This is a genomic window from Streptococcus cristatus, assembly GCF_003943515.1.
GTDB lineage: Bacteria > Bacillota > Bacilli > Lactobacillales > Streptococcaceae > Streptococcus > Streptococcus cristatus_D.
This window is the reverse complement of record NZ_RJPT01000011.1, coordinates 1-14180: the sequence shown is the minus strand read 5'-3', so window position 1 is coordinate 14180 and position 14180 is coordinate 1. Positions and strand designations below refer to the sequence as shown.

Genomic DNA, 14180 nt, shown 5'->3' with positions numbered 1-14180 from the left:
CGGAAGCTACAGCCAAAGCAAGCTCCTTCTTTATCCTCCTAGTTCTCCATTTTCAACTAATATTCGGCGTTGTTTGTTCAGTTCGCGGTCTTTGGCAACATCGTAATACAAGTCAAATTCTTCTTTGCTATTAACTGAATGCTCTTGACCATCCTTACTAAATTCGGCTGGGATCGTCAGCCCTTCGTAAAGATTCGTATTGGCTGGGACAAAAAGCTGATACAAATCAAGAAACTGTGGAACATCTCCATAAACCTTATCATAATCATACTTAGAATCAATCAAAAGGAAAAACTGTGAATCTTGCTTATTTAATAATTGATAAACTTTAGGCGCAGCTGTCTCCAGAACACTTCCCTTCAATACATCTTGACGAAAAGACAATTTATTTTGATTCCACAAATCATACGCTGTAGATGTTAACAAATTCGTCGTCATCTCTTTCAGTCTCTCTTTTAAAGGACCTAAATCTACCGACGGCGATTTAGGAAACTGTTGTATTTTTGTATCTTCCCATTCAATTTGCTTGGTTTCTAAATTCAGCCATAATTGTTTTTTTTGTGATAGCTCCCATCCTCGTTTGTATACTTGTAACGTTATATAATCCTTACCATCCTTTTCGATAATACCACCAGTTTTTTCGGGTATATAATCAGGGTTATAGTCTTCTACAAGTTTATAAATATCGAGTTGACTCCCTTCCAATTTTCGATCACCTATTCGATAAATGGACATAGCATAATAAACTTCGGGATCCTCTTTTGGTAATTTTTGTGTCCCTCTATAGGTAGAATTATGGAAATAATCACGAACAATATAGCGTTGATTGGAGGCCCCATGAACGCCTAAAAAATTCTCAGCCACCTCTGGATTGTATTTGGCAAACAACCGGTCTTCTTCTGGATTCAGCGACTTCCAATGAACAGCAACTCCCCTGCCATCCTCTAAAAACTCATAAGAATCAATTTCCCATTTTCCTGTATAGTAACCCATATTTTCATATTTTTCGCGTTCTTGCTTGGCCTGCTCTGATTGTTGATAACTATGATAGCCCCATAGAAGCAGAACACCCAGCAAGACAGATCCAACTATTGTTAGTACTTTCTTCATTTCTCTCCCCCTTATTTACCATATTTCTGTTCGAAATATTCTTAACTTTTCCTATAATCTGATTTAGGCAATTCGTTAGTTTTTGAATCTGCTTTGAAATGATTGCCAAACAGAAAAACAAAAGAAAAAAGTCTTTTTCCCATTACACCATAAAAGGAGAGCGTCTTTCGCTCCCCTTACTCCTCTGGTAATTCCAATTGAAACTCATATCTGTCTTCTGCAACACCTCGTAAACTGCTAACAGAAAGGCTAGATCATTATCAAATGGAGAATAGAAATGTATAAATTATACTTTAATTCTCCTCTGTTGGAAGATGAGCTAGATTTATTGGTTTATAATCTGTATGCGTAGAGATTACTTGACTTGATGTTAGTGTGATTTTATGGACATGGTATCTAACCAAAGGCGATGTCAAAATGAGTCAAAAATATACCAAAAAGCTCAAAGAAACTATTGTTCAATTGCATGAAAAGGTCATTCTCTTTCAGATCTAGTCAAAGAGTAGGAATCACCAATTAAACGATTTACAAGTGGATCCAGCTTAACGAGGCATTAAAAATTGTTTGTTTCATATTTCACCTATTATACATCTGTATCCTTGTCTGCTTTTCCTTAGTCATCAAATCTCAGAATAAGCTCACCACTACGGCTTTCAAAGTGCGATACGAAGCGGCTTTGGATGCTTGCATTGAGGACAGCACCGACGATTAGCACCTTGGCAATCAGGATAAACCAAAACATGATAATCACAACCACCACTGAGCCGACAAAACGCACATCTAAAAAACGATCCAAGTAAGCTTCAATATAAACAGTAAAAAGGTTCATGAGGCTATAAATGATAGCAAGAACCAAGGTCGCACCCGGTAGGACATAGCGGATTTTTGGAATCTTCACATTGGGTAAAGAAAAATAAAGCAGAATCAGCGAGAGAAAGAGCATCAGATAAATCGTAGGCTCTGTCATGGTCAGCAACTGCTGGTAGAGACCGCGGTCAAAGTGCCAGAAATTATAAAGAATCCCAACCAGCATTCGACCAAATAGGGTCAAAACGAGCGACAAGCCTAGCAAGACTTGCAAGCCTAGACTCATAATAAAAGCAAAGATGCGCTCCCAGATAAGGCCCCGCCCTTGCTTCGTACCATAGCATTTATTAAAAGCCTTTTGCAGAAAAGTCATGCTCTGGGAAAAAGTCCACAGGGCAGATAAGATAGAAATACTCAGCAAGCCTGTCGAAGGCTTGGTTAGCACATCTCGGACAACCTTGGCGATCGTCAGATACAATGACTCTGGCAGTAAGTCTTTCAGCGCAACCAAGAGCTCATCTGGCTGGATTTGAAAATAGGGTAGAATATTTGCCGCAATCAATAACAAGGGAAAAATCGAAATCAGAAAATAATAGGCCACAGCAATGCTGGTAATATCTGCCTCCGACGCCTGATAAAAATGGAAAAACGCTCTGAGAAATTCATTTTCTCTTATCTTTTTGATGAATCCTGTCACATCTCTCTCCTATTCAAAAAGACTGGGACAAGCCCAGCCCTCTACTTAATAAGTCCCTTCTTCGCCCTGGCTGGTTAGAATCACAGGACCATCTTTGGTAATGACAAATTGGTGCTCATATTGGCAAGACAGACCGCCATCTAGGGTTTTATGCGCCCAACCGGTCTCAAAGTCTGTGTCAATTTCCCAAGTACCTGTATTAATCATTGGCTCAACGGTTAGAACCATTCCCTCCCGCAGGCGCAAACCGCGTCCTGCACGGCCGTAATGCGGCACCATTGGCTCCTCATGCATGGTTGGGCCAACCCCGTGACCAACCAAATCACGCACCACTCCATAGCCATGGCTTTCAGCATATTCTTGAATGGCTGCACCAATATCTCCAATGCGATTGCCAACTTTTGCAGCTGCAATTCCTCGGTAGAGACATTCCTTAGTCACATCCATGAGCTGCTGCGCTTCTGGACTAATCTGACCCACTGCATAAGCCCAGCAAGAATCTGCGACACCGCCACGGAAGTTTTCTGTGTATTGCTTCATCTGCTCAACATTGTCAAAGTCCAGCTTAGAGACATCCAGCTCAGCCTTGTCTACTAAACCGACAACCATATCAACACTAATGATATCACCCTCGACTAACTTTTGATGGCGAGGAAAGGCGTGGGCCACCTCATCATTGAGGGAACAACAAGTCGCATAAGGATAATCCATAACACTCCCCTCTACTCCAATCTGAAGGGGCAAAGCATTGTCCTCTTTACAGCGCTTGCGGACATATTCTTCAATGTCCCACATGTCAATACCTGGCTTGATCAAGTCTCTCAGACCGATATGAACAGAAGCCAGAAAATCTCCGCTCTTGTCCATTAAATCAATTTCACGTTGTGATTTTATAGTAATCATTATAACCTCTTTACTAATTAATTTTTACAGTAATCGTCGCTTTGGCAACGAAAAGCGAATCTAAGTAGATATCATAGTCAATCACTGCTGTTCGCCGCGTTTGATGAATAATGCGGGGCCGAATCTGCAGGACATCATCAATCTGAACCGCTTGAAAGAAATGAATCATCATCTGATCGACGATCAAGCTACGGCCGCTCCTTGTCATCAACTGCTGCGTAATCCGAGTGATAATTTCTGTCAAGACACCATTAGCCAAAACCCTGTTTTGCTCCAGCATGAAAGGCTCGACGGTGAAAGAAAAAACATCCTCTTGGCGATGAATCTTCTGGCTCACCTGCTCGCTGAAGGTCGGTAAACTGGAAATCTGAGAGCGACTCATTTTCTCCATAATATCCCGACGAGTAATCACCCCAAGGAGAGTTTGATTGCCACGCACTACCGGAATCATCTCAAAATCCTCTGCAATCATGCGCTGACTGATATTGGCAATATTCGCCGACAGTCCAGTCATGAAAATCTTGCGAGTCATAACCTTGTCCAAGGTGGTCAAAGGAGACTTATCACCTGCATCCCGCATCGTCACGACCCCAACCAGCATTTGATGCTGATTAACGACTGGAAAACGACTGGTCCGATTACGACGAACCAAGTCCAGATAGTCACGAACGGTATCTGTGTCATGTAAGAAACCATATTCGTGACTAGCCCTATAAACCTGTTCTACTGTCAAAATATCAGTTTTAATCTGGATATTGGACAGGGCGCGGTTAATCATGGTTGCCACGGTATAGGTATCGTGCTTGGTTCTTAGGACGGGAATTTCAATACAATTGGCCAGTTTTAAAACCTCTGGGTCGACTTCAAAACCTCCCGTTACCAGCACAGCATTCTCATTTTCAAGAGCCAAAATCTGAATCTGCGTTCGATCCCCGACAATAAGAAGGCCGCCTTCGTTTAAGTAACGTAGGATATTTTGCTCGGTCATAGCTCCGATGGAGAACTTGTTAAATTCTTTTTCTAGTCCTCTTTCACCGGCAAGCACCTCTGAGCCAGTAATATCCGCAATTTCCTTGTAGGTCAGATGCTCTAAAACAACTTTTTTCGACTTCACGCGGACAGTTCCACTTCTGGGTCTGGTCTCGACAATTCCCCTATTTTCAGCTTCCTTGATCGCTCGGTAGGCAGTTCCGTCGCTGACCCCCAAGTAATTTGAAATACTCCGAACACTGACTCGCTTGCCAATTGGAAGATTTTCAAGATAAGCTAAAATTTCCTGGTGTTTACTCATTGAAATCTCCTTTTTCGTAGCGATATTCGGTGTAATCTCTCATCCTTCTCGTGTAGCGATCGCTCCCCTTAAACTGACGGAAGAGCTTAAAACCAGCTTTCTGCGCAACTTTTTGGCTAGCTAGATTCTCCTCATGCGTGATGATTGTTAGACGCTTAAAGTCGAATGTCGTAAAGGAAAGAAAAACCAATTCACGGACAACTTCGGTCATCAAGCCCTGTCCCCAATAGTCCTTCCTCAAAAAATATCCTAGTTCAGCTTCTTTTTTTATCTCATCCATTTTCTCAAATTTAATGGAACCAATCATTTCATTCGTTTCCTTATCACAAATTGCCCAAATTCCCAAAGGATTTTTCATAAAATAATTGGCGATAACATATTCACTCTCCTGCAAGCTACTTTCAGTCGGAAAAATAAACTCGGTATTATCCGGATTGGAAGCAATTTTATAAAGGGATTCTGCATCTCCAAAAAGAATCGGACGTAAAAACGAATGCTCCGTTTCAATAAAAGAAAAAGCTGCTAACTGTGTCCACAAATTCATATGCTTCCTCTATAAAAAATAAGCGATGAACGCTTATTCTTCGATGAGCTGGATGTCAGCACCCAGACTTCTTAATTTTTCAATAATATTGGAATAACCGCGTAAAATAAATTCAATATTGGTAATCTCTGTTCGGCCTTGAGCCATCAGACCAGCAATCACCAATGCTGCACCCGCACGCAAATCCGTTGCCTTCACAGAAGCACCTTGAAGCTGATTTGGTCCTTCATAGACGATTTGATTGCTAGCGGTTGAGATTTTACCAGCCATTTTTGCCAATTCAGCGACATGGTTGACTCGTTTCTCATAGATGGTATCAACGATTTTTCCATGACCATGAGCGGTCAGCAAGAGCGGAGTGATCGGTTGCTGCAAATCAGTGGCAAAACCAGGATAAGGCGAAGTCTTGATGTTAATAGCCTTTAAATCCTTCTGCCCTTCTACAAAGATGCTGTCTTCTGAAATGGTCATGCGCACACCCATTTCCTCTAGCTTAGCAATGAAACTTTCCAAATGTTCATAAAGAACATTATTGATCTGGACACCTTGTCCAATTGCTGCCGCCAAAGAAATATAGGTCCCAGCTTCAATCCGATCTGGAATAACCTGATGGCGCGTTCCATGAAGGCTGTCTACACCTTCAATCGTGATAATGTCAGTCCCAGCCCCACGAATATGAGCTCCCATATTGTTCAGCAGGGTCGCTACGTCGATGATTTCTGGCTCGCGTGCCGCATTTTCAATCACCGTACGTCCCTCAGCCTTGACTGCGGCCAACATCGTATTAATCGTGGCACCGACACTAACGGTATCCATGTAAATACTAGCTCCAGCCAAGCGTTTGCCACCCGTTGACAATTTCATATAATTGCCTTCCATGGTCATATGAGCTCCCATCGCTTCAAAAGCTTTGAGATGGAGATCAATCGGACGAGGTCCAAGGTCACAACCTCCAGGAAGACCAACTGTCGCTTCTCCAAAACGCCCTAGCAAACTTCCATAGAAATAGTAAGACGCTCGTAAACTATTGATTTTACCAGATGGCATCGGCATATTCTTGATGTTTCTAGGATCAACCTCCAAGCAATCGGCAGACCGCTTGACAGTCGCTCCCATGATTTCCATGATTTCGATGAGGCTATCAACATCCGAAATCGCCGGTACACCATCTAAAGTAACAATATTATCAGATAAAATAATAGCTGGGATAAGGGCCACAACACTATTTTTAGCACCATTAATAGTCACCTCTCCTTTTAAAGGGCGACCACCATTAATTACAATTTTTTTCATGTTTTAAAATTTAGCTCTTTCACGGTATTACTCTTTATTATATCATAGTTTTATCTATTTTCCTAGACAAAAAAGCCCTCAGTTTAAACCGAGAGCTACTATTTTATTGCAAAGCCGCTTGGAGTGCAGCCACCTTGTCTGTGCGTTCCCAAGGAAGATCGATGTCTGTTCGACCCATATGGCCGTAAGCAGCTGTTTGGCGATAAATTGGGCGTTTCAAATCCAACATTTGGATAATACCTGCCGGACGCAAATCAAAGATCTGGCGGACAGCGTTCTGAAGTCTGCTTTCAGAAACTAAGCCAGTTCCAAAAGTATCAATGCGAACTGAAACGGGCTGAGCTACCCCAATAGCATAGGCCAACTGAACTTCTACTTTTTTAGCCAAACCAGCAGCTACGATATTTTTAGCGATATAACGCGCCGCGTAAGACGCAGAGCGATCGACCTTGGTTGCATCCTTACCAGAGAAGGCACCACCGCCATGACGAGAATAGCCACCATAGGTATCCACGATAATCTTACGGCCTGTCAAGCCAGAGTCTCCTTGAGGACCACCGATAACAAAGCGTCCAGTAGGATTGATAAAGACCTTAGTCTGACCATCTAAGTATTCACTTGGAATCACTTGAGCAATGACCTTTTGGATGACGTCCTGATGAATCTGCTCATTGCTGACTTCAGGATCATGCTGGGTAGAAATAACTACTGTATCCACACGCACTGGACGGTCATTTTCATCATATTCGACCGTAACCTGAGATTTGGCATCTGGTCGCAGATAAGACAATTCACCTGACTTGCGCAGTTCTGCCAAACGACGCACCAGCTTGTGGCTGAGAGAAATAGGCAATGGCATGAGCTCTGGTGTTTCATCTACAGCAAAGCCAAACATGAGACCTTGGTCACCAGCTCCAATCAAATCCAGTGGATCTTTTTGAGCATTTCCTCGAACCTCAAATGCTTCATTGACCCCTTGAGCAATATCTGGCGACTGTTCTACCAAAGATGGATGGACGCCAACTGTCTCTGCAGAAAAGCCATAATCTGTATTGGTGTAGCCAATCTCTGCGATGGTATCACGCACCACTCGATTGATGTCCACATAGGCTGTAGTGGAAATCTCTCCAAAAACATGGACGGATCCTGTATAAACAGCAGTTTCAGCTGCCACATGAGCATCTGGATCCTGAACTAAAATAGCGTCCAAAATAGCATCGGAAATTTGGTCTGCAATCTTATCGGGATGTCCCTCCGATACAGATTCAGACGTGAAAAGTTTACGTTCTGACATAGAAATGTCCCCCCTAATAAAATATTAAACAAATAAACAAACTCCAAAATGATTGCAAATCATCTCGCCCACGAGTTACGACGCGAAAAGAATAAAAACGATACCTTTTTATTTCTGAAGCTAGTAAGGCGCATAGGGTGACCGTAATATAGCGGCAACCGTTGAATGACGAGTGACTTTGGAGCCGTCATTGTTTGCGAGTTACAAAGTACTGATAGAAGTTTCCTACCATCTTATCGGGACTATATAACCTCTCCATTATATCATGATTTTTAGAATTATGCTGAATCATTTTCAAAAGAAAAGCTATAGTTCAAAACTATAACTTTATCATTTAGATTTATTCGATCTAAGCGGATTATTAGTGCTAAATATTTCAAGCAAACTATACCAACTCCGTCTGAGCAATGGCCTCTTTCACATCTTCTATCGGCAAATGTACCAGTTCCACTTCTTTTTCCTTGTAAAGGTACTGAGCATAATCATCTATCCGATATTGGTTGATGTAGACCACGCGCTTGCAGCCGACCTGAAGCAGTTGCTTGGTACAGTTTAAACAAGGAAAATGAGTCACATAAGCCGTAAATCCCTTAGGAATGCCCCTCTCAGCTCCCTGCAAAATAGCATTGACCTCTGCATGCAAGGTTCGCACGCAATGACCATCGATGACCAAACACTCATGATCAATACAGTGCTCCGTTCCTGAAACAGAGCCATTGTAGCCAGTCGATATGACCTTATTATCCTTGACTAAGACCGCTCCGACCTTGGCGCGTTTGCAGGTCGAACGATTGGCAATCAAAAGAGCTTGTGCCGCAAAATATTCATCCCAAGCTAACCGATTTGACATCATCATTCACTCCTCCATCCATTCTCACTATATTATACTAATTATACTAAAACACTTGGAGATTGTCACCCTGACAAGAAAAAAGTTGAAACAATGTTTCAACTTTTTATCTTCTTATTTAGCAAGTTTAGCTTTAGCTGCATCTGCAAGAGCTGTGAAAGCTGCTGCATCATTAACAGCCAAGTCAGCAAGCATTTTACGGTTTACTTCGATCTCAGCCAATTTCAAACCATGCATCAATTGTGAGTATGAAAGTCCATTCATACGAGCTGCCGCATTGATACGAGTGATCCACAATTTGCGGAAGTCACGTTTTTTCTGACGACGGTCACGGTATGCATAGTAGTAAGAGTTCATTACTTGCTCTTTTGCAGTACGGAACAAGATGTGTTTTGCTCCATAGTAACCTTTAGCTAATTTTAAAATACGTTTACGACGTTTGCGTGATACAACGCCACCTTTAACACGTGCCATGTTTTATTTCCTCCAATATTTCCTAGATAATTGTTACAAAATCTCTTATTTAAGACCTGTAAGCATTGCTTTGATACGTTTGAAATCTCCTGCATGCACCATAGATGCTTTACGAAGATGACGACGTTGTTTTTTAGTTTTTCCGTGGAAACGGTGAGAAGTGTAAGCACGGAAACGCTTCAAGCCACCAGAACCTGTACGTTTGAAACGTTTAGCTGATGCGCGGTGTGTTTTTTGTTTTGGCATGATAAAATCTCCTTTTTCTAACTTTTTGACAGTTTATTTTTTGTCACTAATCGGTGCCATTTGCATGAACATTTGACGTCCATCCATCTTAGGCTTTTGCTCAATGATTGCAACATCTTGAGTTGCTTCAGCAAAGTCTGCCAAGACCTTAGCTCCAATTTCTTTATGGGTAATCATCCGACCTTTAAAGCGAATGGATACCTTAACTTTGTTTCCTTTTTCAAGGAACTTGCGTGCGTTACGAAGTTTTGTATCGAAGTCCCCTTTATCAATGGTAGGACTGAGACGTACTTCTTTCACAGTGACAACGCTTTGTTTTTTACGTTGTTCTTTCTGCTTTTTCTGATACTCAAATTTGAACTTGCCATAGTCCATAATTTTCGCAACAGGTGGTTTAGCTTGTGGCTGAATCAGGACCAAATCGACATTCGCTTCATCCGCAAGAGATTGCGCTTCGCTAAGCGGTTTAATACCTAATTGTTCGCCGTCAAGACCGATCAACCGAACTTCACGCACACGAATTTCATCATTGATGAATAAGTCTTGTTTTGCTATGGTTTTCACCTCTTTTTTTATTTTTCGAGAAAAACAAGTGCGGACCTGCTAACGCAAACCCGCACTACATGATAGTATTTCACCACTGAAACTGAATCCTGTAGAGCCAGACAACGTTAGTCGCAAGGCGAGAAGTTCTCACTTCTGCTTTTCTCAACTCTACTATCATACCAAGTTTCTTTTTAATTGTCAATAATTTTTTTCGCTTTTTCTTCAATAAATTTGACAACTTCTGTGATTCCAATGCCTGTCGTATCAAAATGAATGGAGTCAGCCGCTGGTTTCAAAGGTGATACTTCGCGATGACTATCCTTGTAATCCCGCTCCGCTATTTCCTTTTTGAGAGTTTCCAAATCAGCCGGAATCCCTTTTTCGAGGTTCTCTTTGTAGCGGCGCTCTGCTCTTTCCTCAACTGAAGCAACTAGAAAAATCTTCAATTCTGCATCTGGCAAAACGACCGTTCCAATATCACGGCCATCCATGACAATACCGCCTTGTGCAGCAATCAACTGCTGTAAATGAACCAATTTTTCACGCACTTCCGGGATAGCTGATACCCACGACACATTATTGGTTACTTCATTATCTCGAATCGGATGAGTAACATCAACATCTCCTACAAACACTAGCTGCTCACCACTCTCCGAACGACCAAAACTAACCGAATAAGTCTCGAGCAAAGTTACGATCTTATCTGCATCATTTTCAGTCAGATGATTTCGCAGAGCCAGATAAGTGGCTGCGCGGTACATGGCACCCGTATCCAAATAGGTATAATTAAAATCTTTGGCAATAATCTTTGCAACAGTGGATTTTCCACTTGAAGCAGGTCCATCAATCGCAATCTGAATCTGTTTCATAACCCGCTCCTACTGAATCTTAACAATATCACCTGGGTTGGCATACCAAGAACCAGTAGACATGTGCGACGGATTTAATTGCTCCAATTTTGCAATAGAGATACCTGCACGCGCTGCAATCGCAGCTTCTCCTTCACCAGGCTGAACAGTCAAAGTACCTTCTGAAGACTGAGTTGGCTTTTCTTCTGATTCACTTGGTTGCTCTGATGGAGCTGGTTGTTCTGCGCTGCTACTTGAAGATGCAGCTGCATTAGAAGTACCATAAAATCCATCCATAACGGTCTTTTTATTACTTCCACCAGTAGATAGGTAGGCGAAAAAGAGTGCCATAGCAATGACCATCACTAGAAAAATAGCTGCTAATATGGTCAGCCAGCGATCAACTCGACTCGCCTGACTTTTCTTTCTGCGATTCAATTTCTCTGCTCCATTATCATATACATCTGCTTCCCATGGTTCTTTTTCCATGACTTCCTCCTTGAGTTTTTCTAAAAATCTTATTACAATATGAGTATGAAAGTTACACTCATTCCCGAACGTTGCATTGCTTGCGGACTCTGCCAGACCTACTCAGATCTCTTTGATTATCACGATAATGGCATTGTCAAATTTTATCAAGACGACCAGCTCTTAGAAAAAGAGGTTGATAGTCAGCCTGAGATTCTCGAGGCTATTAAAAACTGTCCAACCCGAGCTCTGCTAAAAGACTAATTTTTCTTAGATTGGTCACCATAGTAGACCTCGAAATAATCTAGAAGAGTCAGATTGTCTACTAATTCCACTTCGCCTTTAAAATGTTCATTTAAAGCTAGGGCGTTGACAAAATATTTTTTTGGCCACTTCCGCATACAGAAGGTCCTGCTACGACTCTTCCCTGTAAAATGAAGGGTGATAGACGTTTTTGTAACTTCTAGCTTCTCAATCGTTGAAATATCAATCTTGATTGGCGTGAAAGGATTTGCCGTAATAATGCGCAAAATACCGTCATCATAAATCGTGAAATATCTATGCACACCGATAGCCAGTAAGACCATAAACAAAAAGAATGAAAAGAGGACAAGAGTCGGAACACTGGAACTTTCGTACATCAAGGCCAGTCCTATAAAAATCGGAATGACTGACAAAGACCAATAAATCACCAACACCGACATTTCTGGTTGCCAATGATAGCGTACTTTCCCAAAAATCTTTATCATATCTTCACCCCCTTACTACTAGTTTAGCATAAAATAATAAAAAATAGAATTGGTAAACCTATTCTATTTTTTATTTTGCTGGTACTGCAAAGAAATCCTTCGAAAGATATCCTTTTCCACCAACCATATCATACTCGATCAATTTCAAATCATCTGCAATTTCCTGAGCTGATGAATCCAGTGCTTTCTTGTCCACACTAGCCTTATGGAGAACCTCCGTCAACAAAGCGTAGTAAGGAGATACTTTCGAATTGGTCTGCTCAAGCAGCAGGGCTGAAAAGTCACTAGAATTAACCAAAGGATAGTTCAACTTAGGTGTCTCATAATTACTCCAGATAAAGTAATCTGTCAAATATTGATTTTCAGGATGATCCTTAAAAGCTGACTGAGGGTACAGACCTGGCAAATGATCACCATAAAAGACTACTGTTATTTTTTTATCAATTTTAGAAAGCTTGTCTAGAAACTCCTTGGTCGCATTGTCTGTGTAGTAGAGCAAGCGAGTATAGTTTATTAACTTGTTATTTTCATTGGCTGTAAAGCCCTCCCCTTGTGCCATAAGATTTGAGGGCTCGCTTTCTGACCAGGGTGCATGATTCTGCATTGTTATGACTGAAAAAAACTGATTTTGCTCTTTCTTTAAGTTATCTATCACTAGTTGATAAGTAGAAGCATCGCTATAATTCTCTCCTTGTCTATAAACAGATAATCCACTAGTTCCTAAAGAAATAAATTTATCATATCCTAATGTCTTATAAATAATATCTCTAGAGTAATTCGTTGGAGCAGCTAAATGTATGGCAATACGATTCTTCGATTCAAATTGATCACTAATTGCAGGAAATGCATTCATTCTAGGAACAATTTCTGTATAGAGAACCGATATACTTGGTGAAAGATTATAGTATGGAAGTCCTGAAATTGTTTGAAACTCCATATTCGCAGTTCCGCCACCATAACCGTCTGATTGCATCAAACCACTTGTCGTTCGTGATTTGATATCACGAATATTTGGAATCGGAGTTGTAGTAATTGATATACCTGAAAGCCTTTCAGGATCAGAAAAACTTTCACTCAAAACATAAACTACAGTTTGCTCGCTTATTAGGTTTGATCTAGTAGTATTTATTGAATCTGCTAATTGTTTATACTTTTCTTCCAAAGAACGAATCTTAGACTGACTATAACCATTCGGCTGTGTCATCACATTTTCTGACATCTGCGAGAACCATACGAATGACAATGATCGTAATTGAGAATTAATCGTATTGCCATACCAAGTTAGATCATGGTAATTATTCAAAATAGAAATCACAGGGATATTTTCTGCAACTCTTCCATCTTTTTTAGACGAAAAGATTCCTGTAACTGTAGCAAAAAAACTGCAGATTAGTAAAATTAAAGCCAGTCTATGTTTGAAATTCTGGATTAATTTATTTGGTAAAATATATTTTCTAACAGCAAGATAGAATATTGTTACTATAGAAACGCTAAGTAAAATATACATTCCATAATGTCCATCTGCATAGCTTAGCAAGGTTCTCGGTGTCTTCAACCAAGCTAAGTCACTAGGAAGAATTGGCTCCTGCCTAAATTGAAATTTCAAACTATTTGCAATAGTTGTAACAACTCCCAAAAATATACAAATGATTGTCGGGAATAAAAAACTATTACAAATTAAATAAATTAATAAAAATAAAGCAAAAAAGATAATAATCTGAAAAAGTGTTGCTCCTGTAAATAAGCGTAAATCTAAAATGCTTACATCAGCTTTGAGACTATCTTGAATTGTGTAATTGAAGATAAGCGCAAAAAGTGCACTAAATGTAAATGCTACTGAAAAACTAGAACGATTGTTAATAACATCTCTCATACCTTTCACAAGTACGAAGCTTGGAATTGTAGAGACTAGCACAATGTAGATAACAAAACCAATTAATCGAAAAATATATTGCTCACTATTTGTATTCGTAAATTCTAAAAATAATGAAAGTTTATCCATTACCGCTGGCAATTTAGAATCTGTTAAACACATTATAATAAATAACTGGGAAACGACT

The 14180-nt window shown here is 40.6% G+C and carries 16 protein-coding genes and 1 other annotated feature; of the genes, 1 reads left to right on the top strand and 15 read right to left on the bottom strand.

Going from position 1 to position 14180, the window contains the following annotated elements; all coding sequences use genetic code 11:
• Window positions 1-30: 30 nt before the first annotated feature.
• The 13 genes from D8791_RS08990 to D8791_RS08925 form a co-directional block, all read right to left on the bottom strand.
• Complete coding sequence (locus tag D8791_RS08990) at window positions 31-1110, bottom strand: hypothetical protein (RefSeq protein ID WP_125447410.1); 1080 nt, start codon at window positions 1108-1110, stop codon at window positions 31-33.
• A gap of 613 nt (window positions 1111-1723) precedes the next feature.
• Window positions 1724-2614, bottom strand: coding sequence for a YihY/virulence factor BrkB family protein (locus tag D8791_RS08985; RefSeq protein WP_125447408.1), 891 nt, complete (start codon window positions 2612-2614; stop codon window positions 1724-1726).
• Window positions 2615-2659: 45 nt separating this feature from the next.
• Entirely contained in the window at window positions 2660-3517 is an 858-nt protein-coding gene (locus D8791_RS08980; RefSeq protein WP_015604495.1) for a methionyl aminopeptidase, read from the bottom strand.
• Between the two features lie 13 nt (window positions 3518-3530).
• Window positions 3531-4808 carry a CBS-HotDog domain-containing transcription factor SpxR gene (gene spxR, locus D8791_RS08975; RefSeq protein WP_125447406.1) on the bottom strand — a complete coding sequence of 426 codons (1278 nt, stop codon included), beginning with the start codon at window positions 4806-4808 and terminating at the stop codon, window positions 3531-3533.
• Entirely contained in the window at window positions 4801-5352 is a 552-nt protein-coding gene (locus tag D8791_RS08970) for a GNAT family N-acetyltransferase (protein WP_125447404.1), read from the bottom strand. Before D8791_RS08970 ends, spxR begins: the two co-directional genes overlap by 8 nt.
• Window positions 5353-5385: 33 nt before the next feature.
• Window positions 5386-6645, bottom strand: coding sequence for a UDP-N-acetylglucosamine 1-carboxyvinyltransferase (gene murA / locus D8791_RS08965; RefSeq protein WP_125447402.1), 1260 nt, complete (start codon window positions 6643-6645; stop codon window positions 5386-5388).
• Between the two features lie 103 nt (window positions 6646-6748).
• Window positions 6749-7939 (bottom strand): methionine adenosyltransferase, encoded by a 1191-nt coding sequence (gene metK, locus D8791_RS08960; RefSeq protein WP_125447400.1) that lies wholly within the window; start codon window positions 7937-7939, stop codon window positions 6749-6751.
• A 385-nt stretch (window positions 7940-8324) separates the two neighbouring features.
• A complete protein-coding gene (locus D8791_RS08950; protein ID WP_125447398.1) occupies window positions 8325-8792 on the bottom strand; it encodes a deoxycytidylate deaminase in 468 nt (155 codons plus the stop codon).
• Window positions 8793-8903: 111 nt separating this feature from the next.
• Entirely contained in the window at window positions 8904-9263 is a 360-nt protein-coding gene (rplT, locus tag D8791_RS08945) for a 50S ribosomal protein L20 (protein WP_003003310.1), read from the bottom strand.
• Window positions 9264-9308: 45 nt separating this feature from the next.
• Complete coding sequence (gene rpmI, locus D8791_RS08940; RefSeq protein WP_005590589.1) at window positions 9309-9509, bottom strand: 50S ribosomal protein L35; 201 nt, start codon at window positions 9507-9509, stop codon at window positions 9309-9311.
• 33 nt (window positions 9510-9542) lie between these two features.
• Window positions 9543-10073 (bottom strand): translation initiation factor IF-3, encoded by a 531-nt coding sequence (gene infC / locus D8791_RS08935; RefSeq protein WP_015604487.1) that lies wholly within the window; start codon window positions 10071-10073, stop codon window positions 9543-9545.
• A 16-nt stretch (window positions 10074-10089) separates the two neighbouring features.
• Window positions 10090-10220: a sequence feature (ribosomal protein L20 leader region), on the bottom strand.
• A gap of 26 nt (window positions 10221-10246) precedes the next feature.
• On the bottom strand, window positions 10247-10924 hold the full coding sequence (gene cmk / locus D8791_RS08930; protein WP_125447396.1) for a (d)CMP kinase: 678 nt from the start codon (window positions 10922-10924) through the stop codon (window positions 10247-10249).
• Window positions 10925-10933: 9 nt separating this feature from the next.
• Complete coding sequence (locus D8791_RS08925) at window positions 10934-11392, bottom strand: SAG1386/EF1546 family surface-associated protein (RefSeq protein ID WP_045499497.1); 459 nt, start codon at window positions 11390-11392, stop codon at window positions 10934-10936.
• Between the two features lie 45 nt (window positions 11393-11437).
• Between D8791_RS08925 and D8791_RS08920 the strand changes: the two genes are divergently transcribed.
• Window positions 11438-11635 (top strand): ferredoxin, encoded by a 198-nt coding sequence (locus D8791_RS08920; RefSeq protein WP_312023730.1) that lies wholly within the window; start codon window positions 11438-11440, stop codon window positions 11633-11635.
• On the opposite strand, the gene D8791_RS08915 is transcribed toward D8791_RS08920, so the two are convergent.
• Window positions 11632-12120 (bottom strand): EbsA family protein, encoded by a 489-nt coding sequence (locus D8791_RS08915; RefSeq protein ID WP_045499491.1) that lies wholly within the window; start codon window positions 12118-12120, stop codon window positions 11632-11634. The genes D8791_RS08920 and D8791_RS08915 overlap by 4 nt on opposite strands.
• A 70-nt stretch (window positions 12121-12190) precedes the next feature.
• A partial coding sequence (locus D8791_RS08910; RefSeq protein WP_142999371.1) for an LTA synthase family protein occupies window positions 12191-14180 on the bottom strand: 1990 nt, incomplete at its 5' end.

Bases quoted from the DNA above. Each gene is read 5' to 3' on its own strand.
- D8791_RS08990 (WP_125447410.1), bottom strand. From the start codon at position 1,110: ATGAAGAAAGTACTAACAATAGTTGGATCTGTCTTGCTGGGTGTTCTG.
- D8791_RS08980 (WP_015604495.1), bottom strand. From the start codon at position 3,517: ATGATTACTATAAAATCACAACGTGAAATTGATTTAATGGACAAGAGC.
- spxR (WP_125447406.1), bottom strand. From the start codon at position 4,808: ATGAGTAAACACCAGGAAATTTTAGCTTATCTTGAAAATCTTCCAATT.
- D8791_RS08970 (WP_125447404.1), bottom strand. From the start codon at position 5,352: ATGAATTTGTGGACACAGTTAGCAGCTTTTTCTTTTATTGAAACGGAG.
- murA (WP_125447402.1), bottom strand. From the start codon at position 6,645: ATGAAAAAAATTGTAATTAATGGTGGTCGCCCTTTAAAAGGAGAGGTG.
- metK (WP_125447400.1), bottom strand. From the start codon at position 7,939: ATGTCAGAACGTAAACTTTTCACGTCTGAATCTGTATCGGAGGGACAT.
- D8791_RS08950 (WP_125447398.1), bottom strand. From the start codon at position 8,792: ATGATGTCAAATCGGTTAGCTTGGGATGAATATTTTGCGGCACAAGCT.
- rplT (WP_003003310.1), bottom strand. From the start codon at position 9,263: ATGGCACGTGTTAAAGGTGGCGTTGTATCACGCAAACGTCGTAAACGT.
- rpmI (WP_005590589.1), bottom strand. From the start codon at position 9,509: ATGCCAAAACAAAAAACACACCGCGCATCAGCTAAACGTTTCAAACGT.
- cmk (WP_125447396.1), bottom strand. From the start codon at position 10,924: ATGAAACAGATTCAGATTGCGATTGATGGACCTGCTTCAAGTGGAAAA.
- D8791_RS08925 (WP_045499497.1), bottom strand. From the start codon at position 11,392: ATGGAAAAAGAACCATGGGAAGCAGATGTATATGATAATGGAGCAGAG.
- D8791_RS08920 (WP_312023730.1), top strand. From the start codon at position 11,438: ATGAAAGTTACACTCATTCCCGAACGTTGCATTGCTTGCGGACTCTGC.
- D8791_RS08915 (WP_045499491.1), bottom strand. From the start codon at position 12,120: ATGATAAAGATTTTTGGGAAAGTACGCTATCATTGGCAACCAGAAATG.